The organism is Tsukamurella spumae, from assembly GCF_012396015.1.
In the GTDB taxonomy this organism is placed as follows: Bacteria; Actinomycetota; Actinomycetes; order Mycobacteriales; family Mycobacteriaceae; genus Tsukamurella; species Tsukamurella spumae.
In genome coordinates this window covers 1-20956 of record NZ_JAAXOQ010000007.1, presented here as the reverse complement: position 1 = coordinate 20956, position 20956 = coordinate 1, and the positions used below count along the sequence as shown (strand labels likewise).

20 protein-coding genes and 1 pseudogene are annotated in these 20956 nt (G+C 71.7%); 13 read left to right on the top strand and 8 right to left on the bottom strand.

The annotated features are described in order from the left end of the window. Positions 1-3 precede the first annotated feature (3 nt). Positions 4-1521: a long-chain-fatty-acid--CoA ligase gene (locus tag HF999_RS06735; protein WP_168545137.1), complete on the top strand. Its 1518-nt coding sequence runs from the start codon at positions 4-6 to the stop codon at positions 1519-1521. Between the two features lie 54 nt (positions 1522-1575). Here the strand turns inward: HF999_RS06735 and HF999_RS06730 are convergent, their stop codons facing one another. Then, positions 1576-2508 (bottom strand): alpha/beta fold hydrolase, encoded by a 933-nt coding sequence (locus tag HF999_RS06730; RefSeq protein ID WP_168545136.1) that lies wholly within the window; start codon positions 2506-2508, stop codon positions 1576-1578. A gap of 175 nt (positions 2509-2683) precedes the next feature. Between HF999_RS06730 and HF999_RS06725 the strand changes: the two genes are divergently transcribed. From HF999_RS06725 to HF999_RS06710, 4 genes are read left to right on the top strand one after another with little or no spacing between them, the layout of a single operon-like run. Beyond that, entirely contained in the window at positions 2684-4069 is a 1386-nt protein-coding gene (locus tag HF999_RS06725; RefSeq protein WP_168545135.1) for an MFS transporter, read from the top strand. A 53-nt stretch (positions 4070-4122) separates the two neighbouring features. Further along, positions 4123-4755: a TetR/AcrR family transcriptional regulator gene (locus tag HF999_RS06720; RefSeq protein WP_312854048.1), complete on the top strand. Its 633-nt coding sequence runs from the start codon at positions 4123-4125 to the stop codon at positions 4753-4755. Between the two features lie 8 nt (positions 4756-4763). Beyond that, positions 4764-6500 carry an AMP-binding protein gene (locus HF999_RS06715; protein ID WP_168545133.1) on the top strand — a complete coding sequence of 579 codons (1737 nt, stop codon included), beginning with the start codon at positions 4764-4766 and terminating at the stop codon, positions 6498-6500. Beyond that, a complete protein-coding gene (locus HF999_RS06710) occupies positions 6497-9670 on the top strand; it encodes an acetyl-CoA carboxylase family protein (RefSeq protein WP_168545132.1) in 3174 nt (1057 codons plus the stop codon). The genes HF999_RS06715 and HF999_RS06710 overlap by 4 nt, the downstream gene beginning before the upstream one ends. 516 nt (positions 9671-10186) lie before the next feature. Here the strand turns inward: HF999_RS06710 and HF999_RS06705 are convergent. Together HF999_RS06705 and HF999_RS06700 are read right to left on the bottom strand one after the other, a co-directional pair. Beyond that, a complete protein-coding gene (locus HF999_RS06705) occupies positions 10187-10837 on the bottom strand; it encodes a response regulator (protein WP_168545131.1) in 651 nt (216 codons plus the stop codon). Continuing rightward, positions 10834-11952, bottom strand: coding sequence for a sensor histidine kinase (locus HF999_RS06700; protein WP_168545130.1), 1119 nt, complete (start codon positions 11950-11952; stop codon positions 10834-10836). The genes HF999_RS06705 and HF999_RS06700 overlap by 4 nt, the downstream gene beginning before the upstream one ends. 109 nt (positions 11953-12061) lie before the next feature. On the opposite strand from HF999_RS06700, the gene HF999_RS06695 reads away from it, so the two are divergent. Further along, positions 12062-12619 carry a hypothetical protein gene (locus HF999_RS06695; protein WP_168545129.1) on the top strand — a complete coding sequence of 186 codons (558 nt, stop codon included), beginning with the start codon at positions 12062-12064 and terminating at the stop codon, positions 12617-12619. Between the two features lie 78 nt (positions 12620-12697). On the opposite strand, the gene HF999_RS06690 is transcribed toward HF999_RS06695, so the two are convergent. After that, positions 12698-14152 (bottom strand): RNA polymerase sigma factor, encoded by a 1455-nt coding sequence (locus HF999_RS06690; RefSeq protein WP_168545128.1) that lies wholly within the window; start codon positions 14150-14152, stop codon positions 12698-12700. Positions 14153-14370: 218 nt separating this feature from the next. Then, positions 14371-15114, bottom strand: a complete 744-nt coding sequence (ppgK, locus tag HF999_RS06685; protein WP_168545127.1) for a polyphosphate--glucose phosphotransferase — start codon at positions 15112-15114, stop codon at positions 14371-14373. A gap of 90 nt (positions 15115-15204) precedes the next feature. On the opposite strand from ppgK, the gene HF999_RS06680 reads away from it, so the two are divergent. Then, positions 15205-16089, top strand: a complete 885-nt coding sequence (locus HF999_RS06680) for an inositol monophosphatase family protein (protein WP_312854047.1) — start codon at positions 15205-15207, stop codon at positions 16087-16089. Positions 16090-16116: 27 nt separating this feature from the next. Here HF999_RS06680 and cei read toward each other — a convergent pair whose 3' ends face one another. Then, positions 16117-16848: an envelope integrity protein Cei gene (gene cei, locus HF999_RS06675; RefSeq protein WP_168545126.1), complete on the bottom strand. Its 732-nt coding sequence runs from the start codon at positions 16846-16848 to the stop codon at positions 16117-16119. A gap of 243 nt (positions 16849-17091) precedes the next feature. On the opposite strand from cei, the gene HF999_RS06670 reads away from it, so the two are divergent. Beyond that, positions 17092-17391 carry a DUF4193 domain-containing protein gene (locus HF999_RS06670; RefSeq protein ID WP_068572678.1) on the top strand — a complete coding sequence of 100 codons (300 nt, stop codon included), beginning with the start codon at positions 17092-17094 and terminating at the stop codon, positions 17389-17391. Positions 17392-17457: 66 nt separating this feature from the next. On the opposite strand, the gene HF999_RS06665 is transcribed toward HF999_RS06670, so the two are convergent. Next, on the bottom strand, positions 17458-17949 hold the full coding sequence (locus HF999_RS06665) for a DUF3093 domain-containing protein (protein WP_168545125.1): 492 nt from the start codon (positions 17947-17949) through the stop codon (positions 17458-17460). Between the two features lie 23 nt (positions 17950-17972). Between HF999_RS06665 and dut the strand changes: the two genes are divergently transcribed. Beyond that, positions 17973-18434 carry a dUTP diphosphatase gene (gene dut / locus HF999_RS06660; RefSeq protein ID WP_168545124.1) on the top strand — a complete coding sequence of 154 codons (462 nt, stop codon included), beginning with the start codon at positions 17973-17975 and terminating at the stop codon, positions 18432-18434. Between the two features lie 56 nt (positions 18435-18490). Beyond that, on the top strand, positions 18491-19312 hold the full coding sequence (locus tag HF999_RS06655; protein WP_168545123.1) for a DUF3710 domain-containing protein: 822 nt from the start codon (positions 18491-18493) through the stop codon (positions 19310-19312). On the opposite strand, the gene HF999_RS06650 is transcribed toward HF999_RS06655, so the two are convergent. Further along, complete coding sequence (locus tag HF999_RS06650; protein WP_168545122.1) at positions 19296-19994, bottom strand: alpha/beta fold hydrolase; 699 nt, start codon at positions 19992-19994, stop codon at positions 19296-19298. The two genes, HF999_RS06655 and HF999_RS06650, sit on opposite strands and share 17 nt — an antisense overlap. A gap of 38 nt (positions 19995-20032) precedes the next feature. Here HF999_RS06650 and HF999_RS06645 point away from each other — a divergent pair, with 38 nt between their 5' ends. From HF999_RS06645 to HF999_RS23225, 3 genes and pseudogenes are all read left to right on the top strand, one after another. Continuing rightward, positions 20033-20722, top strand: a complete 690-nt coding sequence (locus HF999_RS06645) for a DUF3159 domain-containing protein (protein ID WP_168545121.1) — start codon at positions 20033-20035, stop codon at positions 20720-20722. After that, the gene (locus HF999_RS06640) at positions 20706-20849 is read left to right on the top strand and encodes a TRAM domain-containing protein (RefSeq protein ID WP_168545120.1); all 144 of its coding nucleotides are present in this window, start codon (positions 20706-20708) and stop codon (positions 20847-20849) included. The genes HF999_RS06645 and HF999_RS06640 overlap by 17 nt, the downstream gene beginning before the upstream one ends. A gap of 25 nt (positions 20850-20874) precedes the next feature. Next, positions 20875-20956, top strand: a pseudogene (locus tag HF999_RS23225) (IS6 family transposase); the annotation flags it as partial.

The window sequence follows — 20956 nt, the reverse complement described above, 5'->3', positions numbered from 1 at the left end:
CGCATGTCGTTCAACCTGGCCGTGATGCTGCGCGAGTCCGCCGATGCGCGCCCGGGTGCGCCGATGCTGTACTTCGGGGATCGCGAGATCGACTACCGCGAGGTCGACGAGCAGTCGGGGCGGATCGCCGCCGCGCTGCTGGTGCGCGGCCTCGCGCCGGGCGACAAGGTGGCCGTGCAGCTGCCGAACCTGCCGGAGTTCGTGCTGGTCTACTTCGGCATCCTCAAGGCAGGCCTGACGATGGTGCCGCTGAACCCCTTGTTCACCGCGCGTGAGGTGGCCTACCACCTGGGCGACAGCGACGCGAAGCTGCTCATCGCCTCCGACTTCTCCGCCGAGGCCGCCCTCGCGGGCGCGGCGGAGGCGGGGGTGGACGACGTGGCGGTCGTGTCGCTCGGGGCGCCGACACCGTCGGGCGCCGTGCCCTTCGCCGAGCTCCTGACGGAGTCGGACACCGGGGAGATCCACCCCACGAGCTCGGACGACACCGCGGTCCTGCTGTACACCTCGGGTACGACGGGGCGGCCCAAGGGCGCCGAGCTGACCCATTTCGAGCTCTACATGAACTGCACCGTCGCGCCGCAGTTGTTCGGCATGCGCGACGACGACGTCGCCCTCGGCGCGTTGCCGCTCTTCCACGTCTTCGGGCTGTCGAGCGTCCTCAACGCCGCTGTGCGGTACGGCGGTTCGGTCGCACTGGTGCCGCGATTCGAAGCGGGTGCGGTCATCGACGTGATCGAGCGGCGCCGGGTCACGGTGCTGTCCGGCGTCCCGACCATGTACGTGGCGTTGCTCGGCGAGGACATCGCCGGCCGTGACCTGGGCAGCCTGCGCGCGGCCGTCTCCGGCGGCGCGTCGATCCCCGGTGGCGTGATCCGCGCCTTCGAGGAGAAGTTCCCGGGCCTGGTGATCCTGGAGGGCTACGGCCTCTCCGAGACCGCGTCGACCGCGACCTTCAACATCAGCGCCGAGCAGCGCAAGGTGCTCTCGATCGGCAAGCCCATCTGGGGCGTGGAGCTACGGGCCGTCGATCTCGACGGTGCGGAGCTCCCGCCCGGCGCTGACAACGTCGGTGAGATCGTGGTCCGCGGCCACAACGTGATGAAGGGTTACTACAAGCGGCCCGACGCGACGGCCGAGGCACTGCGAAACGGCTGGCTGCACACCGGCGACCTGGGCTACCGCGACGAGGACGGCTACTTCTTCATCGTCGACCGCCTCAAGGACCTGGTGATCCGCGGCGGCTACAACGTCTATCCCCGCGAGGTCGAGGAGGTGCTCTACACCCACCCCGATGTCGTCGAGGCCGCGGTCGTCGGGCGGCCCGACGACCGGCTGGGGGAGGAGGTCGTCGCGTTCGTCGTGCTCCGCCCGGGTGCGACGGCCGACGCGGAGGCGCTGACGGACTTCAGTCGCGAGCGCCTGGCGGCGTACAAGTACCCGCGCGAGGTCCATCTCCTCGCCGAGCTGCCCAAGGGTGGCACCGGCAAGATCCTCAAGCGGGAGCTGCGTACGCAGTAGGGCACGGACGGGGCGCCCCGGCGGTGACCGCCGGGGCGCCGCGTGCGTTCTCCGTCAGGCGATCACGCGCTCGACGAAGCCGATGAGCTCGGCGGTCACGTCGTCGCGGGTGTCGGGCTCGTTGTGCACCTCGTGCCGCACTCCGGGGTAGACGCGCGTCCGTACATCGGGATGGCCGGATGCGACGAGGGCGTTCGCCACGTGATACGCCCCCTCGCCGTAGTTGGTCACCGGGTCCTGGTCGCCGGCGAGGATCAACACGGGCGTCTCCGGCCGGAGGGCGGCGTAGAAGGCGTCGCCGTTCGCGGCGTCGTACAGCTCGATGAAGCCACGCAGGAACCGGGTCGACAGCGGGGCGCCGAAGTTGTTGAACGGGTCGACGGCGTGGTCGCGCACGACGTCCGCGTCCCGCGCGACCCAATCGGTCGGGCCCGCTCCCGCGCCGAACCGGGACACGAAGCCGTCGAACAGCTCTCCGACGTAGTGCGCGGGCACGGGTCCGGCCTGATCGGGCTCCGCGGCGAGCGCCGCGCGGTCGACGACACCGTCGATGCCGGCGATCTGCGCGGCGATCCCGCACAGCACCAGGCCGTCGATCCCGTCCGGCTGCGCGGTGACCAGCCCGCGGGCGATCATCGAGCCCATCGAGTGTCCGAAGGCGACGTAGGGCAGTCCGGGGTGGAGCTCGCGGACCTTCGCGCGGAGCGCGGCGGCATCGGCGACCAGGACCTGCGCCGCGTCCTCGCCCGCATCGCCCCACACGCCCGAGGCCATCGCGGTCGCCCCGTGCCCTGCGTGGTCCTCGGCGGCCACCACGAAGCCGGCGTCGAGGAGCGCCGTGATCAGGCGCAGGTACCGGCGCGAGTGCTCGCCGAGGCCGTGGACGACCTGCACGATCGCGCGCGGCTCGCGGGCCGGCGTGTAGATCCAGGCGCGGACGGTGTCGCGGCCGTTGACGGACGGGAAATCGGGTTCGAGGAGTGCCATGTGCTCTTTGTACGTGATCGAGGCCGGAGCCGGTGTCGATCTCCGTCAGAGTCCTGGAAACAGGCCCCCATCTGCGTAAGCAAACGCTCAGTTATTTCCCGGGATCGGTTGACACGAACGTCAACGTCAAGCATTCTCTGTGTCGGGGATCACACACTTCCACGAAGGGTCGTTCATGACACAGATCAGCGAGTCCGGCGCCGCCGCGCCGGTGCAGAAGAAGTCGCACGGCAAGCTGCTCACCGCCGGACTGGTGAGCAGCTCGATCGAGTGGTACGACTTCTTCGTCTACGGCACCGCTGCCGCCCTGGTGTTCGACAAGGTCTTCTTCCCGGGCCTGTCGCCGCTGATGGGGACGCTCATGGCCTTCGCCACCTTCTCGGTGGGCTTCATCGCCCGTCCGCTCGGCGGAATCCTGGCCGGGCATTTCGGTGACCGGATCGGCCGCAAGCCGATGCTCCTGTGGTGCCTGTCCGCGATGGGCGCGGCCACCTTCCTCATCGGCTGCCTGCCGACCGCCTCGGCGATCGGCTCGCTCGCGCCGATCCTGCTGGTCTCGCTGCGGTTCATCCAGGGCCTCGCATGCGGCGGTCAATGGGGCGGTGTGGTGCTGCTGCTCACCGAGTCCGCGGGCCCGAAGAAGCGTGGATTCGCCGGCACCTTCGGTCAGATGGGCGTCCCGCTCGGCCTGCTCCTGGGCAACCTGATGATGATCCTGATGAACACCGTGCTCGACGACGCCGCCTTCCTCAGCTGGGGCTGGCGCGTGCCGTTCTGGGCCAGTGCGGTGCTGGTGCCCGTCGTGATGTACATCCACAAGAAGATCGAGGACTCACCCGAGTTCCTCGCCCTGCAGCGCGAGGTCGCGGCCAAGAACGCCGGCAAGGAGACCGTCGCGGCGGCGCCGCTGTCCGAGGCGATCCGTGGGCACTGGGGCAAGATCCTGCTCGGTGCCGGCCTGCTGGCCGGAACGAACTCCGCGTTCTACGTCTCCATCGCCGGCTTCGTGAGCTACGGCAGCAAGAAGCCCTCCGCGGGCGGCCTCGGCATGAGCAGCAATTCGATCCTGGCCTGCGTGCTGGTCACCTCGCTCGTGATGCCCCTGGTGATCATGGCGGCGGGCGCCGTGTCCGACCGGGTGGGCCGCCGGCCGCTGATCCTGCTCGGTGCCGCGATGCTCATCGTGTGGGCGTTCCCGTTCTTCTGGCTCGCGGAGACCACGAACGTGGGACTGCTCCTGGTCGCGATGTTCGTCTCGAGCTTCGGCCAGGCGCTGACCTACGGCCCGCTCGCGGCGTTCATGGCCGAGCTGTTCGAGCCCCGTATCCGCTACTCCGGCGCCTCGCTCGCGTACCAGCTCGCGGCGGTCGGCGTCTCGGGCGTCGCACCGCTCATCATGACCGCCATCATCGCGGAGACGCAGTCCACCACCCTCGTGTCGGTGTACCTCGCCGCGATGGGGCTGGTCACCCTGGCCAGCGCGTACTTCCTCAAGGAGACGAACGGCAGGGCCGTGCGCGAGGACCCGGAGGCCGTCCCGGGCGTCCCGGCGTCCGCGTGACGCGCGCGCTGGCGTTGTTGAAGGTCCGGTCTCGGCCGAGCACACTCGTGAGCGTGACGATCAGCGAATCGCAGGAGCGGGCCCGCGCGAACCGCAAGGACGCCGGCGGCGCCCGCCGGGAGGAGCTCCTCCGGGCGGCGGCGGAGTGCTTCGACGACCTCGGCTACGCCGCCACCACCGTCGAGCTCATCGCGGCCCGCGCACAGACCTCGCGCCCCACGTTCTACGCCTACTTCCGGTCCAAGGACGAGATCCTGCTGGCCCTCGTGGACCGGGTGGCGGACGAGCTCGAGGCGACGCAGTCCCTCGCGGGGATCGAAACCACGGACCCGCGCGAGGTGATCGCCGCGACGATGCGGGCCTACGCCGACGGGGTGTTCGCGAACGGCGGCCTCGTCGCGCTGTTCGACGCGATGGCGCCGGTCCGCGACGACGTGGCGGTGATCTGGGAGCGGATGATCCGGCGTACGCACCGCCGCTACACCGCCTACCTGGCGGCGCTCGATCCCGGCACCGTCGACCTGTGCCTGGAGCCCGCGGCCCTGGTCCGCATCCTCAACGACATCATCCACCACGGCGCGAAGCGCGTGGCCCGCGACAGCGCGGCCGAGCGCGAGCGCTTCATCGCGGACCAGATCCGCGTGGCACAGCGATTGATCGGCATCCGAGAGGTTCCGGTCGGCTAAGGAGCATCATGTCCGACGCGATCACCGACCGGGCCGCCGCGCTCGCCGCCGCCGCCGAGGAGATCCACGCGCTGCGCCTGCGGAACTGGCCCGCGCAGGTGCCGCGCACCGTCGAATACCCCGCCGGCACACCGGCGATGGTCGAGCACCTGCGGCACTGGGCGCGGCAGCGGCCGGAGACGGTCGCGATCGCCTTCTACGGGCGGGAGTTGACCTACGCCGAGTACGACGACCTCTCCGATCGGTTCGCCGGACTGCTGGCCGAGCACGGCGTGCGGCCGGGCGACGCGGTGGGCGTGTACCTGGGGAACTGTCCGCAGTTCTCCATTGCCATGCTCGGGATCCTCAAGCTCGGCGCCGTTCACGTGCCGGTCAATCCGTTGCTCAAGGGGCGCGAACTGCAGCACGAACTGGAGGACGCCGGCGTGGGCGTGCTCCTCGCCCAGACGGACCTGCTGGACCTGGTGCGGTCCGTGCGGGCGGAGACGGCCGTGCACACCGTGATCGCGACGGCCCTGGGCGACCTCCTCTACGGCACAACGCCGTTCGCCGATGCGCCGCCGCCCTTCGACACCGCGCCGGACCCGCGAAGCGACTGGCGCCGGGTGGTGGCCGCCGCTCCCGCACCGATCCGCGAATCCGACCCGGATGCGCTCGCCGCCCTGAACTACACCGGAGGCACCACCGGCCTGCCGAAGGGGTGCGAGCACACGCAGCGGCACATGGCCTACACCGCCGCCACCGCGACGCTCGCGGGCGGCGGCCCGGTGGGGGACCCGGGCGCGGTCGGCCTGAACTTCCTGCCCGTGTTCTGGATCGCCGGAGAGGATTTCGGCATCCTCAAGCCGCTCGTCAACGGCCAGACGGTGGTCCTCCTCACTCGCTGGGACCCGGTGGCCGTCGCGGCGCTCGTCGCGCGGTACGCCGTGACCGACCTGGTGGGCACCGTCGACAACTACGTCGAGTTGATGGAACTCCCGGGATTCGACGGCGCCGGGTTCGGCACCGTCGTCAGCCCTTTCGCGGTCTCCTTCGTCCTCAAGCTGACTCCGGAGCTGCGCGCCCGCTGGCGCGCACTGACCGGTGGGACGCTCCGCGAGGCCTCCTACGGCATGACCGAGACGCACACCGCCGACACCTTCACCCTGGGCTTCCAGGACGGCGACCTGGACCTCACCGCCGACCCCGTGTTCTGCGGACTTCCCGTGCCCGGCACGGACATCCTGATCGTGGACGCCGACGGTGCGCCCGTCCCCGTCGGCGAGTCCGGCGAGATCGTCGTGCGCAGCCCGTCGATCCTCACCGCCTACCACCGCCGGCCCGAGGCCACCGCGGAGGCGATCCGCGACGGCTGGCTGCACACCGGCGATGTCGGCCGGCTCGACGAGTGGGGCGCGGTGCACTACCTCGCTCGCACCAAGGAGATGATCAAGGTGAACGGCATGTCGGTGTTCCCGTCCGAGGTCGAGGGCCTGCTCAAGGCGCACCCGTCCATCGGTACCGTCTCGGTCGTCCCACGTCCGGACGCGCGGAAGGGGCAGGTACCGCTCGCCTTCGTCGTCTCCGCGGAGCCACTCGATGTCGCCGAGCTGACCGCCTGGGCCCGCGCGAACATGGCGGGGTACAAGGTCCCCGACTTCGTCGTGGTCGACGCGCTGCCGATGACCGCGACCGGCAAGGTGCGCAAGGGCGATCTGTTCGCCAGGGCCGCGCAGATCGCGGTGGAGACGGGGGAGTCGGAGTGAAACTGCTCATCGCGAACCGCGGCGAGATCGCGCTGCGGATCATCCGCACGGCACAGGAGCTGGGCGTTCCCACCGTGGCGGTCTACGCCGCCGACGACGCCGACACCCCGCACGTCGCCGCGGCCGACGATGCCGTGGCGTTGAACGGATCCGGACCCGCGTCGTACCTCGACGCCGATGCGGTCCTCGCGGCCGCCGCGCGGACCGGGGCCGATGCGGTGCACCCGGGCTACGGATTCCTAGCCGAGAACGCCGATTTCGCTGCCGCGTGCGCCGCAGCCGGCCTGGCCTTCGTCGGCCCCGCTCCGGAGGTCCTGCGTGCCTTCGGCGATAAGGCCGCCGCCCGCGCGGCCGCCGTCGCCGTGGGCGTCCCGGTGCCCGCGGCCACCGAGGGCGGCGCCGACCTCGCGACCGTGCGGGCCTTCGCCGCCGGCCGCCCGAGCGGCGTCATGATCAAGGCCCTCGCCGGCGGCGGCGGGCGCGGCATGCGGGCAGTGCTGCCCGGGCCGCGGTTCGAGGAGGACCTCGAATCCGCCTACCGCGCCTGTGTCTCCGAGGCGGAGCTCGGGTTCGGCGACGGCCGGGTCTTCGCGGAGGAACTGCAGACCGGGGCCCGGCACATCGAGGTGCAGATCGCCGGCGACGGGGACAGCGCCCTCGCGCTCGGCGATCGGGACTGCAGCGTGCAGCGCCGCAACCAGAAGCTGATCGAGCTCGCGCCGGCGCCCGCGCTGACCGACGAGCTGCGGACCGCGCTGCACGGCCACGCCGCCCGGCTGTGCGCCGCCGCCGGCTACCGCGGCCTGGCCACCGTCGAGTTCCTGGTCCGCGAGAACACCGCGGTCTTCCTGGAGGTCAATCCTCGGATCCAGGTGGAGCACACCGTGACCGAGGAGGTCACCGGCATCGACCTGGTCGCCGTGCAACTCGCCCTCGCGGAGGGCGCCGCGCTCGCATCGCTGGACCTACCCGTCGGCATCGCCTGCCGCGACGGCGTCATCACCGGCGCACCGGCGATCGCCCGCGGCACCGCGGTGCAGGCACGCGTCAACCTCGAGGTACCGCAACCGGACGGGACCGTCCTCCCGTCCGCGGGTCGGCTCACCGCGTACACGCCCCCGACGGGGCGCGGGGTGCGGGTGGACGGCTACGGCCGGCCCGGCCTGACCACCTCCGCCCGGTACGATTCGCTGCTCGCGAAGGTGATCGTGCGCGCGGCGACCGCGGAACGCGCCTTCGCCAAGCTCGACGCGGCGCTGGGCGAGTTCGTCATCGACGGCCCCGGGACCACCATCGGACTGCTGCGTGCCGTTCTTGCGGACCCCGAATTCCGTTCGGGCCCCGTCGATACGGGGTACCTCACCCGCCGGATCGCGGAACTCGCACCCGCGGCGGAGGCGGGAGACACGCCGTCGGCCGATCTCGACGGTGACGTCCTGGTCGCGACGATGACGGGCACCGTCGTCGCGGTGGCGGAGCAGGGCGAGACCGCCGAGCCGGGCACCGCGCTGGTCGTCCTCGAGGCGATGAAGATGGAGCACGAGCAGGTGCTGACGGTGCCGGTCACCGTCGGCGAGGTGCTGGTGCGGCCCGGGCGCACGGTGACGGCGGGGACGCCGCTCCTGACCTATGCACCCGCGGGCGGCGCGCTCGACGGACACGACGGAGCGGACGAGGGCGATCTCGACCGGCGCCGCGCGGACCTCGACGAGGTGCGCGAGCGGCACCGCGTGACCCGCGACGAGGGCCGCCCGGACGCCGTGGCCAAGCGGCGCCGGATCGGTCGGCGCACCGCGCGTGAGAACATCGACGACCTCGTGGACGCGGGGAGCTTCACCGAGTACGGCGCGCTGGTCCTGCCGGCGCAGCGCGCCCGCCGGTCGGAGGAGGACCTCATCGCCACCGGCGCCGCGGACGGACTGATCGGCGGACTCGCGACGATCGACGGCACCGAGGCGATGGTGATCTCCTACGACTACACGGTGCTGGCCGGCACGCAGGGCTGGCGCAACCACGCCAAGACGGACCGCCTCATCGACGTGGCGGAGCGCCGCGGCGTCCCGATCGTGCTCTTCGCCGAGGGCGGCGGCGGTCGCCCCGGCGACACGGACATCGACATCGTGGCGGGCCTCGACGTCCCCACCTTCCGGTCGCTCGGCGCGCTGCGCGGACGGGTGCCGCTGATCGCCGTCGTCTCGGGACGGTGCTTCGCCGGCAACGCCGCGCTCGCAGGTGTCTGCGATGTGATCATCGCGACGTCCGATGCGAACATCGGCATGGGCGGCCCCGCGATGATCTCCGGCGGCGGGCTGGGGGAGTTCCCGCCCGAGGCGATCGGCCCGATCGACGTGCAGCGCCGCAACGGCGTGGTGCACGTCGTCGCGGACGACGAGGTGCAGGCGGTGCAGCAGGCGCGGAGGTACCTCGGCTATTTCGCGGGAGCCGTCGACGACTGGACCGCCCCCGATCCGCGCGGGGTTCGACATGTGGTGCCGGAGAACCGGTTGCGCGCCTACGACGTCCGTGCCGCGATCGCGGCGATCGTCGACGAGGACTCGACGCTGGAACTGCGCCGCGACTACGGGGTCGGCGTGATCACCGCGCTGGTGCGGGTGGAGGGCGTGCCCTACGCGCTCATCGCCAACAGCACCCGGCACCTGGGCGGCGCCATCGATGCCGAGGCCGCCGACAAGCTCGCGGACTTCCTGGAACTGGCGCAGGCGCACGGGCTTCCGGTGGTCTCGCTGTGTGACACCCCGGGGTTCATGGTGGGCCCGGACGCGGAGGAGCAGGCGACGGTGCGGCGCTTCTCCCGGCTGTTCGTGCTCGGCGCCCGGCTCACCGTGCCGGTCGGAGTCTTCCTCCTGCGCAAGGGCTACGGTCTCGGCGCCATGGCGATGGCGGCGGGGAGCTTCCACGCACCCCAGTTCACCGTCGCGTGGCCGACCGGCGAGATCGGCGGTATGGGCCTCGAGGGCGCGGTGCGGCTGGGCTTCAGCAAGGAACTCGCCGCGGCACCGGACGAGGCCGCTCGCGCCGAGCTCTTCGACCAGTTGCTGGCACTGGCGTACCAGCGCGGCCGGGCCCTGCACGCCGCCACCACCTTCGAACTGGACGACGTGATCGACCCCGCCGCCACTCGAGACTGGATCCGTACCCTCGCCCGGTGAGGGGGTGAGGGTACGGATCCGCCGCGGGCCGTCCCGCCGGTGATGGTGGACGGCGCGCGGTCAGCCCCGACGGCGTGCTCGCGGGAGTGACCGGTACCAGGGGGACGATGGATTTGAGTCCGACGAGGTCGTCAGTGTTGCTCGTGAACAGGGGGAGACCGTTTGCGGACGCGATCGCCGCGATCATCAGGTCCACCTTACGCGGCTTCGGGCTGCGGCCGGCCGCGACGATCAGCGTCCCAGCTCGGCGAGGGTGATGGCGCTGATCCTGGAGGAGGCCGGGAGCTCCGATTCAGCAACGCGTACGTGCCGACGAATCCGGCGAAGCGGCGCTTCACTTCAGCCGTGGAGACCTCTCGGGGCGCCCGGATCGGCCGGAGTTCGCCGACTGGTCGGCCGTTGTGCGTGATGATGAAGGCGTCGCCGGCCTCAAGTGCGTCCATGACACCGGCGCTGCCGTTCCGCAACTCCGCCTGGCTGATCGTTCTGGTCATGGTGCCGGGACAGCGATTGATGCTATGTGGCGCTATCAGTCGTTCCGGACTGCGCGGCGATCACCGCGGCCTGCACGCGCGACTGCACGCCGAGCTTCATCAGCACGCGGGAGACGTGGGTCTTCACCGTCGCCTCCCCGATGTCCAGACGACGGGCGATCTGCTGGTTGGAGAGCCCGTCGCCCAGCCCCGCCAGCACGTCGCGTTCGCGATCGGTGAGCGCGGACAGGTCCACCGGCGCGGGCTCGTCGGCGGGGCGGGGCAGCGCGCCGATCACGGCGCGGGTCACCTTCGGGTCCAGCACCGCGTCGCCGTCCGCGACCGCCCGCACGGCGCGGATCAGCTCGTCGCCACCCGCGGACTTGAGCAGGAAGCCGCTCGCCCCCGCGCGGAGGGCGCCGAGCACGTACTCGTCGAGGTCGAAGGTCGTGAGGACCAGTACGGCACAGTCGGTCTCCGCGACCACGGACGCGGTCGCGGCGAGTCCGTCCACCCGCGGCATCCGTACATCCATGACCACCACATCGGGCTTGAGCGCCCGTGCCTGCCGCAGCGCGGCGGCACCGTCGGCCGCCTCGCCGAGCACCCGCACCTCGCCCGTCGACTCCAGGAGCAGCCGCAGGCCCGCCCGGATCGCCGCATGGTCGTCCGCCAGGACGACGGTGACCGTCACCGCGCGACCTCCATCGGCACGCTCGCCCGTACGACCCAGGCCCCCTCGTGCGGGCCGGCGGTCGCGGAGCCGCCGACGGACTCGGCGCGGAAGGCGATGTTGCGCAGGCCGTCGCCGGAGCCCTCCGACCACGCGGTGGAGGGCAGGGGATTGGTCGCGGTCATGGTGAGCTCATCCCGGTCGGTGTCCACGACGATCTCCAGCGGAGCGCCCGGCGCGTGTTTGGTGGCGTTCGTGATGACCTCCCCGAGGATGCGCGTGAGCACGGCCTCGGCGGCGGTGGGCAGCGGCGTATCGGGCACGCGCAGCCGGACGGCGACATCCGCCGCGCTCGCGGTCGCGATGAGCGGTTCGAGCGAGGCGAGGGTGGTGCGGACCGCCGCGTCGTCCGGGGAGGTGAGCAGATTGATGGTCGCCCGCATCTCCTCGAGCGCGGCCAGGCTGCCGGACCGGATCGACTGCAGGACCGCGGGATTCTGCGGTGTGCGCTGCGCGGCGTCGGCCAGGATCGCGACCGCCGAGAGGTGCCCGGCGACGGTGTCGTGCAGTTCTCGGGCGAGCCGGCGACGCTCCTGCGCGATCGTGTTCGCCCGCCGTGCCTCGCTCTCCTGGCGTTCCATCGCGGCGAGCTTCCGGTACGCGCGCAGTGCTCGCGCGTAGCCGATCGGGGACCAGGTCAGGGCCACCAGGATCAACGTGGCGTACACGCCGGCCTTGACCCCTTCGAGCGCGGTGGCGGCCACCGCGGCGCCGACCGTGAGCGCCAACGACACTCCCGCGACCACTCGGACCAGTCGCTCGGAGCCGAGGGCCGTGGCGAGGTAGATGAGGTCGGACAGCGCGATCCACAGCGGCACCGACGGCCCGAACGGGAGATCCGCGAGCACCAGAGCCAGTGTGAGAGTGAACCCCACGGCGGGGCGCCGGCGGGCCAGGATCTGCAGGGCGAGAGCGGCGCACAGCAGGCCGGCCTTCACCGGCCACGGATAGACGTCCTCGTTCACGGCCCACGCGGACCAGCCGCCCGCGGCCCACAGCAGCGCGCCCACCATGGCGGCGCCCAACGCGGGGACGGCGACGAATACCCTCGACGCGTCGCGTTCGTCCCCCGTCATGCCTTCATTCCAACACACGACACCGCCGGTGGAGGTCCGCCGATCGGGGGATGCCCCGTGCTCCGTCGGGGGGACGACGACGATGCACGGACCCGGCACAGTGGTGCGCATGAGCGAGCTGACCAGTCCGGTGCTGTGGACGATCGCCGCGTGCGAGATCGGGTTCTGGATCCTCGTGCTCGGCGGGCTGACGCTGCGGTACGTGCTGCGGGCGCGCCGGGCGGGGACGGTCGCGCTGGCCCTGGTGCCGGTCCTCGACGTGGTGCTCATCGCCGCCGTCGCGATCGACCTGCACCGCGGCGGCGAGGTCGGCACCGCGCACCGGCTCGCGGGCATCTACCTCGGCTGCACCCTCATGTTCGGGCACCGCATGATCACCTGGGCCGACGAGCGGTTCGCCCACCGGTTCGCCGGCGGACCCGCGCCGCGCCGGGTCCCGAAGCTGGGACCCGAGCGGACCCGCAAGGAGTGGGCGGACTTCTACCGCTGGCTGGGCGCGGTCGCGATCGCCGTGGCGGTGTCGTCGGGGCTCGGCTACACCGTGGCGGACGAGACGCAGCGCGCGGCGCTGACGCGCGGGTTCGGGATGCTGGGCGTGGTCACGGTGATCTGGCTGCTCACCGGGCCGCTGTGGGTCATGGGACGCCGGGAGCGCAGGTCGGCCTGAGGCCGGGGCCGCCGGACGTCCCGGGCACTGAGACGCCGAACGCCCGACGGCGCACCGTCGGGCGTTCGGAAACGGAACCTAGTCCAGGTAGTCCCGGAGGACCTGCGAGCGCGACGGGTGTCGCAGCTTGCTCATCGTCTTCGACTCGATCTGCCGGATGCGCTCTCGCGTGACGCCGTAGACCTGACCGATCTCGTCTAAAGTCCGCGGCTGGCCGTCGGTCAGACCGAACCGCAGGCGCACGACGCCCGCCTCGCGCTCGGACAGCGTGTCGAGCACGGACTGGAGCTGGTCCTGCAGCAGCGTGAACGACACCGCGTCCACCGCGACGACGGCCTCGGAATCCTCGATGAAATCGCCGAGCTGGCTGTCGCCCTCGTCGCCGATCGTCTGGTCCAGGGAGATGGGCTCACGCGCGTACTGCTGGATCTCCAGCACCTTCTCCGGCGTGATGTCCATCTCCTTCGCCAGCTCCTCCGGCGTGGGCTCGCGGCCCAGGTCCTGGAGCAGCTCGCGCTGGATGCGGCCGAGCTTGTTGATGACCTCGACCATGTGCACCGGGATGCGGATGGTGCGGGCCTGATCGGCCATGGCGCGGGTGATGGCCTGACGGATCCACCACGTGGCGTAGGTCGAGAACTTGTAGCCCTTGGTGTAGTCGAACTTCTCCACCGCGCGGATCAGGCCCAGGTTGCCCTCCTGGATCAGGTCCAGGAAGGCCATGCCGCGGCCCGTGTAGCGCTTGGCGAGCGAGACCACGAGGCGGAGGTTGGCCTCGAGCAGGTGGTTCTTCGCGCGGTTGCCGTCGCGCGAGATCCAGTTCATATCGCGCCGGACGCCGATCGCGGGCTTCTCGCCGCGCTCGAGCCAGCGGCCGATCATCTGCTCGGCGAACAGGCCGGCCTCGATCCGCTTGGCGAGCTCGACCTCCTCCTCGGCGTTGAGGAGCGCGACCTTGCCGATCTGCTTGAGGTAGGCGCGCACGGAGTCCGCCGAGGCGGTGAGCTCGGCGTCCTTGCGGGCCTGGCGGAGCGCTTCCGACTCCTCCTCGTCCCAGACGAAGTCGCCGGACGCCTTGTCGGCCTCGGACGGCTCGTCCTCCTCCGAATCGGCGGGGGCGGGCTTGGTGACGGCGCTCTTGCCCTTGGTCGTGTCGGCGGACTCGCCCGCCTCGTCGGCGTCGTCGTCGATCGCGACGTCCTCGTCCGACAGCTCGGTGAGATCGGGGTCGCCGTCGAGCTCGACCTCCTCCTCGTCCTCGGGGCCGCCCTCGGCACCGGCCGCCGAAGCGTCCTTCTTGCCCGCGGCCTTCTTGGCCGTGCGCTTCACGGGACCTGCGGCCTTCTTGGCCGCCGCCTTCTTCGCGGGTGCCTTCTTGGCCGGGGCCTTCTTCGCCGCCGCCTTCTTGGCCGGGGCCTTCTTCGCGGGTGCCTTCTTGGCGGTGGTCTTCTTGGCGGGGGTCTCCGCCGAGGTGGCCGAACCGTCCACGCCGTCCGCCGACGGTGCGTTGGAGCTGGTCTGCGTCGCTGCCACGTACGCCCTTTCCTACTGTGCCTGCGTGCGCCGGAACCGCTTCCCGGGCGCGACAACAGCACCGGTCCCGTGCCTACGGGGCGTCGGTGGTGGCTGCGGCGTCCGGAGGCGAGGAGGTCCGGCGTCTGGTCCGGCGCATCGACGCCGGGACCCCATTGTAACGATTCGGTAGCTCCGCCCGCATTCACCTGCGGTCAAAGCGTCGAGAGCGTGCGGAATCACACCTGCCGCGATGCCATCGCCGCGCCGACGATGCCCGCGGTGTTCAGCAGCTCCGCGGGAATCACCGGCGTCTTCACCTCAAGCAACGGCACCCACTTGTCGGCCTTGCGACTGATGCCGCCGCCCACGATGATCAGGTCCGGCCACAGCAGCTTCTCGTATTCGCGGAACACCCGGCTGACCTGTCCGGCCCACTTCTCGTAACTCCAGCCGCGGCGATCCTTGACCGAGCTCGCGGCGCGGTGCTCGGCCTCCTTGCCCTCGACCTCGAGGTGCCCGAACTCCGTGTTCGGCACCAGGGTTCCCCGGTAGATCAGCGCGGAGCCGATCCCGGTACCCATGGTCAGCAGCAGGATCACGCCGTCGAAATCCCGGCCGGCGCCGTAGCGGTCCTCCGCGAGGCCGGCGGCGTCGGCGTCGTTGAGCACCGTGACCGTGCGGCCGAGGGTCGAGGAGAACAGCTCGTTCGCGTCGGTACCGATCCAGCCCGGGTCGATGTTCGCGGCACTGCGCACCATGCCGCTGGTGACGACCGCGGGCACCGTGATGCCCACCGGACCCTCCCATCCGAAGTGGGTGATCACCTCCCGCACCGCACCCGCACAGGCGCCCGGCGTGGACGGCTGGGGAGTGAGCACCTTGAATCGTTCGCCGACCAGCTCGCCGGTGTCCAGGTCCACGATCCCGCCCTTGATCCCGCTGCCGCCGATGTCGACGCCGAACCCCAGATTCTCCGCCATTGCCTGCTCCGCACTCCTCGATGTGTCGGACGTCCCGTCCGTCGGCCGGGGGTGGCCCGGCGCTGTCAAACTACCGTGGATTGTGGTTCTGTGGAGGACGTGCAACACAACCGGTGGGAGTTGTCCGAGATCGCCGTGACCGTCGTGCGGGAAGCCGCGCAGCGCGTAACCGCGCGACGAGCGGAGGTGTTCGGCGCCAACGCATTCGACCCGCCCGAGGATGCGCTTCCCGGGGCCGTGACGACCAAGTCGACCCCGACCGACCCGGTCACCGTCGTCGACACCGAGACCGAGCGGTTCGTCCGGGACCGCCTCGCGCAGCTCCGCCCCGACGACACCGTCCTCGGCGAGGAGTTCGGCGGCGAGGGGGCCGGACGGGCCGCCGCGCAGGACGCGGTGCGGTGGATCGTCGACCCGATCGACGGCACCGTCAACTTCCTCTACGGGGTGCCCGCCTACGCGGTCTCGCTCGGGGCGCAGATCGACGGGGTGTCCGTCGCGGGCGCCGTCGCCGACGTCGTCCACGGCACCGTCTACACCGCGGTGCTCGGGGGCGGGGCGCGGGAGATCGCCTCCGACGGCGCCGTCCGCGAACTGCGGGCCAATCCGATCACCGACCCCGCGCTCGCGCTCGTGGCGACCGGGTTCGGCTATGCCCGCGAGCGCCGGGAGAGGCAGGGCCGCGTGCTCGCGGAGCTGCTGCCGCAGGTGCGTGACGTGCGTCGGATCGGCTCCGCCGCGCTCGACCTGTGCATGGTCGCGGCCGGCCGCGCGGACGCCCACTACGAGCACGGCCTGAGCCCGTGGGACTGGGCCGCAGGGGCGCTCATCGCGCAGGAGGCCGGCGCCCGGGTCATCGTGCCGCGCCCCGACTCGTCCAGCGCCGACGGTGCGCTCACCCTCGCTGCGGCACCCGGGATCGCCGATCGGCTGATCGCGGCACTCGAGGCCGCGGGCGGGCTGGGGAACCTGTAGCCGCGGGCGTACCCGCAGCGGCGACCGTCAGCGGTCGCAGGACTGCGTGTGCACCGCCGACACCAGCGCGGGGTTCGCGCCGCCGTCCGCAGCCCCGGCCGGCGCGGCCCGGAGGATCCGCAGGATCTCCTGCGCGTCGGTGCTGGGCTCGAGATCGGTGAAGAAGGTGCCGAGCACCAGGTCGACGGTGTTGTCGCGGCGGCCGTCGTTGATCAGCTCCGCACACGGGGCGATGATCCACGCCGCCGCGGCGGCGGCCCGGCCCGAGTCGCCGAACCGCAGCTGCGCCTGGCACTCCATCTGGGTGTACAGCGGGTCGTTGCCGTAGCCGCCGGTCTTGGGGGCCTGGAAGCCGTAGTCGGCCAGCTTGTTCAGCGTGGTCTCGGCGCGCCCCGCCTGGCCCGAGGCGTTGAGGACGCGCACCGTCGACGAGGCGAGCGGCGCCGGACGCACGGAGACGAGGTCATCGGGCGCGACCACCTCGAACCGGGCGGGCGCGGCGCGCGGGGGCGTGGTACCGGCCGGAGCGGTGGTCCCGCCGGTGGCAGTGGCCGAGGCCGACGCCGCCGCGGCGGTGGGGGAAGGGCAGGACACCGGCGCGGCGACCTCCTCCTGGGACGACATGGCCCGCGCCCAGGTGGCGATGGCGATGACGGCGAGAACCGCGATCACGATGAGGATCGGCAGCATGCTGCGCCGACGGAACGGTTCACCGTTCCGGTCGAATCGCCGGCCTGCACCGGTGAGCTGGGAAACCACGGCCCCGACTGTACGGGAGCACGCCGTCGGAGCAGGGGAGGCGACGCGGACGCGGCGCGGGAATCATCCCGGCCCGCCATGCGTTAGACGGGCTGCAAGCGGTGGATTCGAGGCGCGGGGATTAACCCCGTGACATCGATCCGGGAGTGAGCTACACTCTGGGCCGCTCGCGCGGGACAGCGCGCCCGGCGGTCTCGGAAACCCCGAGACCGGGGGCACGAGCAAGGATGGGGATGACACGGTATGGCAACTGATTACGATGCGCCACGGCGGTCCGAGGCCGACGAGGTCTCGGAGGATTCGCTGGAGGAGCTCAAGGCCCGCCGCAACGAGGGCCAGTCCGGCACGGTGGACGTGGACGAGGGCGAGACCGCCGAGTCCTTCGAGCTTCCCGGCGCCGATCTCTCGGGCGAGGAACTGAGCGTCCGAGTGGTGCCCAAGCAGGCTGATGAATTCACGTGCACCAGCTGTTTCCTGGTGTACCACCGCAGCCGACTCGCTGACCCGAACGGCAGCGAGCTGATCTGCGTCGACTGCGCCTGACCAGCAGGGCCACCGCGGCGGCCTCGCCGCGCGCGGCGGCCCGGAATCGGCCCGGTCGGCCCGCGGTCAGTCCAGGGTGGTGGCGGCCGGGATGTGCGCCAGCATCTTCTCGGGGTGCCGCGTGGACACCATCCAGTACGGCGTCGGGTCCTCGGGATCGTCGAGTACCACGACGATCATGGTCTTGACCCACCCCCGGTGGTAGAGGAAGGCGGCGGGATCCAGCTGTCGGCCGAGGGCCGCGCTCTTGGCGGCCGCGGGCACGGCAGCGGCCCGCGAGACCAGCTCCAGCGGGAGGTGGGCGTTGCCCGCCCACAGCTCACCGTCGCGCACGGCGACCGAGCCGCGCCCCATCGACCACAGCAACACGGCGATCACCGCCACGACCACCACGAAGACGCCGATCATCCAGTCGCCCCAGCGCGCGGCCAAGGTCACCTCGAAGCAGAGCAGACCGGCCACGATCGCGCCTGCGAGCCACCAGTACCACGGCACCGTGAGCCTCTCGAAGTACCCGGTTCCCGGCTTCGAGGTCTTCACTGCTCGATCTTCCGACACGCCTTCAGCGTAGTCTGCATCCCATGGTGAGCCAGATACCCCTACTGCGGCTGGACGAGGGCCTCCCACTTCCCAAGCGCGCACATCCCGGCGACGCGGGCGTGGATCTGTACTCGACGATGGACGTCCGGATCGAGCCCGGTGCCCGCACTCTGGTCCCCACCGGCATCGCGATGTCCCTTCCGTACGGCACCGTCGGGCTGATCCATCCGCGCTCCGGGCTCGCCGCGAAGCACGGTCTCACGGTGGTGAACGCGCCCGGCACGATCGACGCCGGGTACCGCGGCGAGATCAAGGTGTGCCTGCTCAACACCGACCGTGAGAGCGCGGTCGACATCCAGCGGGGCGACCGGATCGCCCAGTTGCTCGTCCAGCGGGTCGAACTGCCCGACTTCATCGAGGTCACCTTCCTCGACGATTCGGTGCGCGGCGCCGGCGGCTACGGCTCGTCCGGCGGCCACGCCAGCCTCGAGCCCTCGCCGTAGGCCCGCCCGGCCCGACCCCGTCCCACCCGATCCACACACCTCAGGAGCGAGTTCCCATGGCCCTCGGCCGCCGCAAGTCCAAGCCGCGCAGCACCTCGAGCGTCGACCCGTACGCCACGATCGGCCAGCCGGAGCACCACACCGCCCCCGCGCCCGCCGGCGAGGACGAGGCGCAGGAGCTGGGCAGCGGTGCCGGCCCGTACGACCTCTCCCAGCTGAGCAGCGAGGAGGGCCTCGACGAGGGCCGGCTCGACCTGGGCTCGATCATCCTGGCGATGCCGCCGGAGGCGCAACTGCAGGTGGAGATGAGCCCGGAGGGCGTGCCCATCGGCGTGCATCTCGACACGCCCGTCGGTCGCGTGACGCCCGGCGTCTTCGCCGCTCCGAAATCGGGCGGCCAGTGGCGCGAGGTGGTCACCGAGCTCGCGGACTCGCTGCGCGAGAACGGTGCGCAGGTCACGATCGAGGACGGGCACTGGGGCCGCGAGGTCGTCGGTGTCCAGCCCGACGGCGTGCTGCGGTTCATCGGTGTCGACGGTCCGCGGTGGATGGTCCGGTTCGTCGTGACGGCGCCCCCCGAGGGCGCCGATCAGGCGGCGCAGGTGGCGCGGGCGATGCTCGCGGAGACCGTGGTCCGGCGCGGCACCGACCCGCGCCCGGCCCGCGATCACCTCGAGATCGAGCTGCCGGCGGAGCTGGTGCAGCAGCTGCAGCAGGCCATGGCGCAGCAGCAGGCCCAGCAGGAGGAGGCCGCCGCGGCGATCGCGGCGCAGGTCGCGCAGCGCGCCGCCGCCGACGGCCCCGCCGCGCTGCGTCAGGCCAACCAGGACCGGCTCACTCAGGGCTCGGCCCTGAGCAGGCTCAACAACCAGCGGTAATCGCCGCGAGACCCGCCCGGCCCAGGACCTCCGGGTCCGGGCCGAGGTCGGCCAGGTCGACGACCGTCGTCGCCGCCCCCGGTATCGCCGCCCCCCAGGCCCGCGCGACGGCGACCGGATGGATCAGGTCGCCCTCGGCACCGATGACGACGGTGCGCGCGGCCAGCCTCCCGAACTCCGCCACCGTCGGGGCGACGCAGGCGGCCGCCTCCCGGAGCGCGGGCGCGAGGAAGTCGCCGTGCGCGGCCCACGATCGGCTCAGCTCGCGCGCGAGCCACGGCGGACTGCCCGCCCGCATCCGCGCGATGGCCTCGGTCGCGCCGACCTCGTCGACGACGTCCGCGGTCACCCGCGCCGACATCGCGGCCGGTACCTCCGGGCCCGCGGCGCCCGTCCACGGCGGCAGGCTGAGCACCAGCGTGATGTCCGCGTCGGGGTTCTCCAGCGCCCAGACCGCCGCGACCGCAGAGCCCAGGGACACGCCGCAGGCCAGCAGCGGACCGTCGGACGCGGCGGCGGTGAGGGCCGCGCGATACCCGGCCACCACCGACGGCGGCGTCGCGTCCACGGCGACGGTCCGCGCGCACAGCCGGGTCAACGGGGCGAAGGCGCGGAGCACGAAGTCGGCGTCCGAGCCCGAACCGGGCAGGAGCACGGCGGTGGTCCGCTCGAGGAACTGCATGGGACGAGCATGCCAGTGCTGCCACGTAGGGTGAACGCGTGACGGACGGTGCGCACGAGGAGCCGACGGCGGAGCCCGCCGAGCCCTCGATCAAGGATCAGGTGCTCGAGCAGATGGGCGGCTGGCAGGGCATGGTGTACTCCGCCCTGCCCATCGTGGCCTTCGTGCCGGCGAACTCGTTCTGGGGACTCAAGGGCGGTGTCATCGCCGCGCTCGTCGTGGCCGCGCTGGTCGCCGTGGTCCGGCTCGTGACCCGCAGCTCGATCCAGCCCGCGATCTCGGGATTCTTCGGGGTGGCGGTCTGCGTCGTGATCGCGCTGCTGGTGGGCGGGAACGGCAAGGGCTTCTTCCTCTACGGCATCGTGATGCAGGCCGTGCTCGCGCTCGCGTGCCTGGTGTCGATCCTGGTCCGGCGGCCCCTCGTCGGGGTGCTGTGGCACCTGTTGTCCGAGCGGCAGGAAGGTCCGGGGGCCGCGGACGGCGGTGCGCCCGCGGCGCCGCAGGACTGGCGTGCGGACCGCCCGCAGTTCCGGGCGTTCACCTGGCTGACGCTCATGTGGACGGCCATGTTCGCGGTCCGCTTCGTGGTCCAGTTCTCCCTGTACGTCACCGACAACGTCGGCGGGCTCGGCGTCGCGCGGATCCTCATGGGCTGGCCGATGTTCGCGGCCGGCCTGCTCATCGTCTTCCTCGTCGCCCGGAGGTTCACGCATGCTCGCGCCGAATGACCTCCTCGACCTGACCTGTGGCGCGCCCGGGCACGGCGGCTTCGTCATCGCCAGGCACGAGGGCCGCGCCGTCTTCGTGCGCGGCGCCCTGCCGGGGGAGACGGTGCGGGCACTGTCACGTTGTTGAACGCGGCAAACTGGGAGAATGTGGCGTGCCCACCCCAACGCCGTCGTACAAAGGCCACCGCTACCCGGTCCAGATCATCAACCAGTGCGTGTGGTTGTATTTCCGGT

Excerpts from the sequence above, each read along its gene's own strand:
- HF999_RS06725 (WP_168545135.1), top strand. The coding sequence starts at position 2,684 with ATGACACAGATCAGCGAGTCCGGCGCCGCCGCGCCGGTGCAGAAGAAG.
- HF999_RS06650 (WP_168545122.1), bottom strand. The coding sequence starts at position 19,994 with ATGCAGTTCCTCGAGCGGACCACCGCCGTGCTCCTGCCCGGTTCGGGC.
- dut (WP_168545124.1), top strand. The coding sequence starts at position 17,973 with ATGGTGAGCCAGATACCCCTACTGCGGCTGGACGAGGGCCTCCCACTT.
- HF999_RS06730 (WP_168545136.1), bottom strand. The coding sequence starts at position 2,508 with ATGGCACTCCTCGAACCCGATTTCCCGTCCGTCAACGGCCGCGACACC.
- HF999_RS06640 (WP_168545120.1), top strand. The coding sequence starts at position 20,706 with ATGCTCGCGCCGAATGACCTCCTCGACCTGACCTGTGGCGCGCCCGGG.
- HF999_RS06735 (WP_168545137.1), top strand. The coding sequence starts at position 4 with ATGTCGTTCAACCTGGCCGTGATGCTGCGCGAGTCCGCCGATGCGCGC.
- HF999_RS06655 (WP_168545123.1), top strand. The coding sequence starts at position 18,491 with ATGGCCCTCGGCCGCCGCAAGTCCAAGCCGCGCAGCACCTCGAGCGTC.
- HF999_RS06700 (WP_168545130.1), bottom strand. The coding sequence starts at position 11,952 with ATGACGGGGGACGAACGCGACGCGTCGAGGGTATTCGTCGCCGTCCCC.
- HF999_RS06715 (WP_168545133.1), top strand. The coding sequence starts at position 4,764 with ATGTCCGACGCGATCACCGACCGGGCCGCCGCGCTCGCCGCCGCCGCC.
- HF999_RS06670 (WP_068572678.1), top strand. The coding sequence starts at position 17,092 with ATGGCAACTGATTACGATGCGCCACGGCGGTCCGAGGCCGACGAGGTC.
- ppgK (WP_168545127.1), bottom strand. The coding sequence starts at position 15,114 with ATGGCGGAGAATCTGGGGTTCGGCGTCGACATCGGCGGCAGCGGGATC.
- HF999_RS06695 (WP_168545129.1), top strand. The coding sequence starts at position 12,062 with ATGAGCGAGCTGACCAGTCCGGTGCTGTGGACGATCGCCGCGTGCGAG.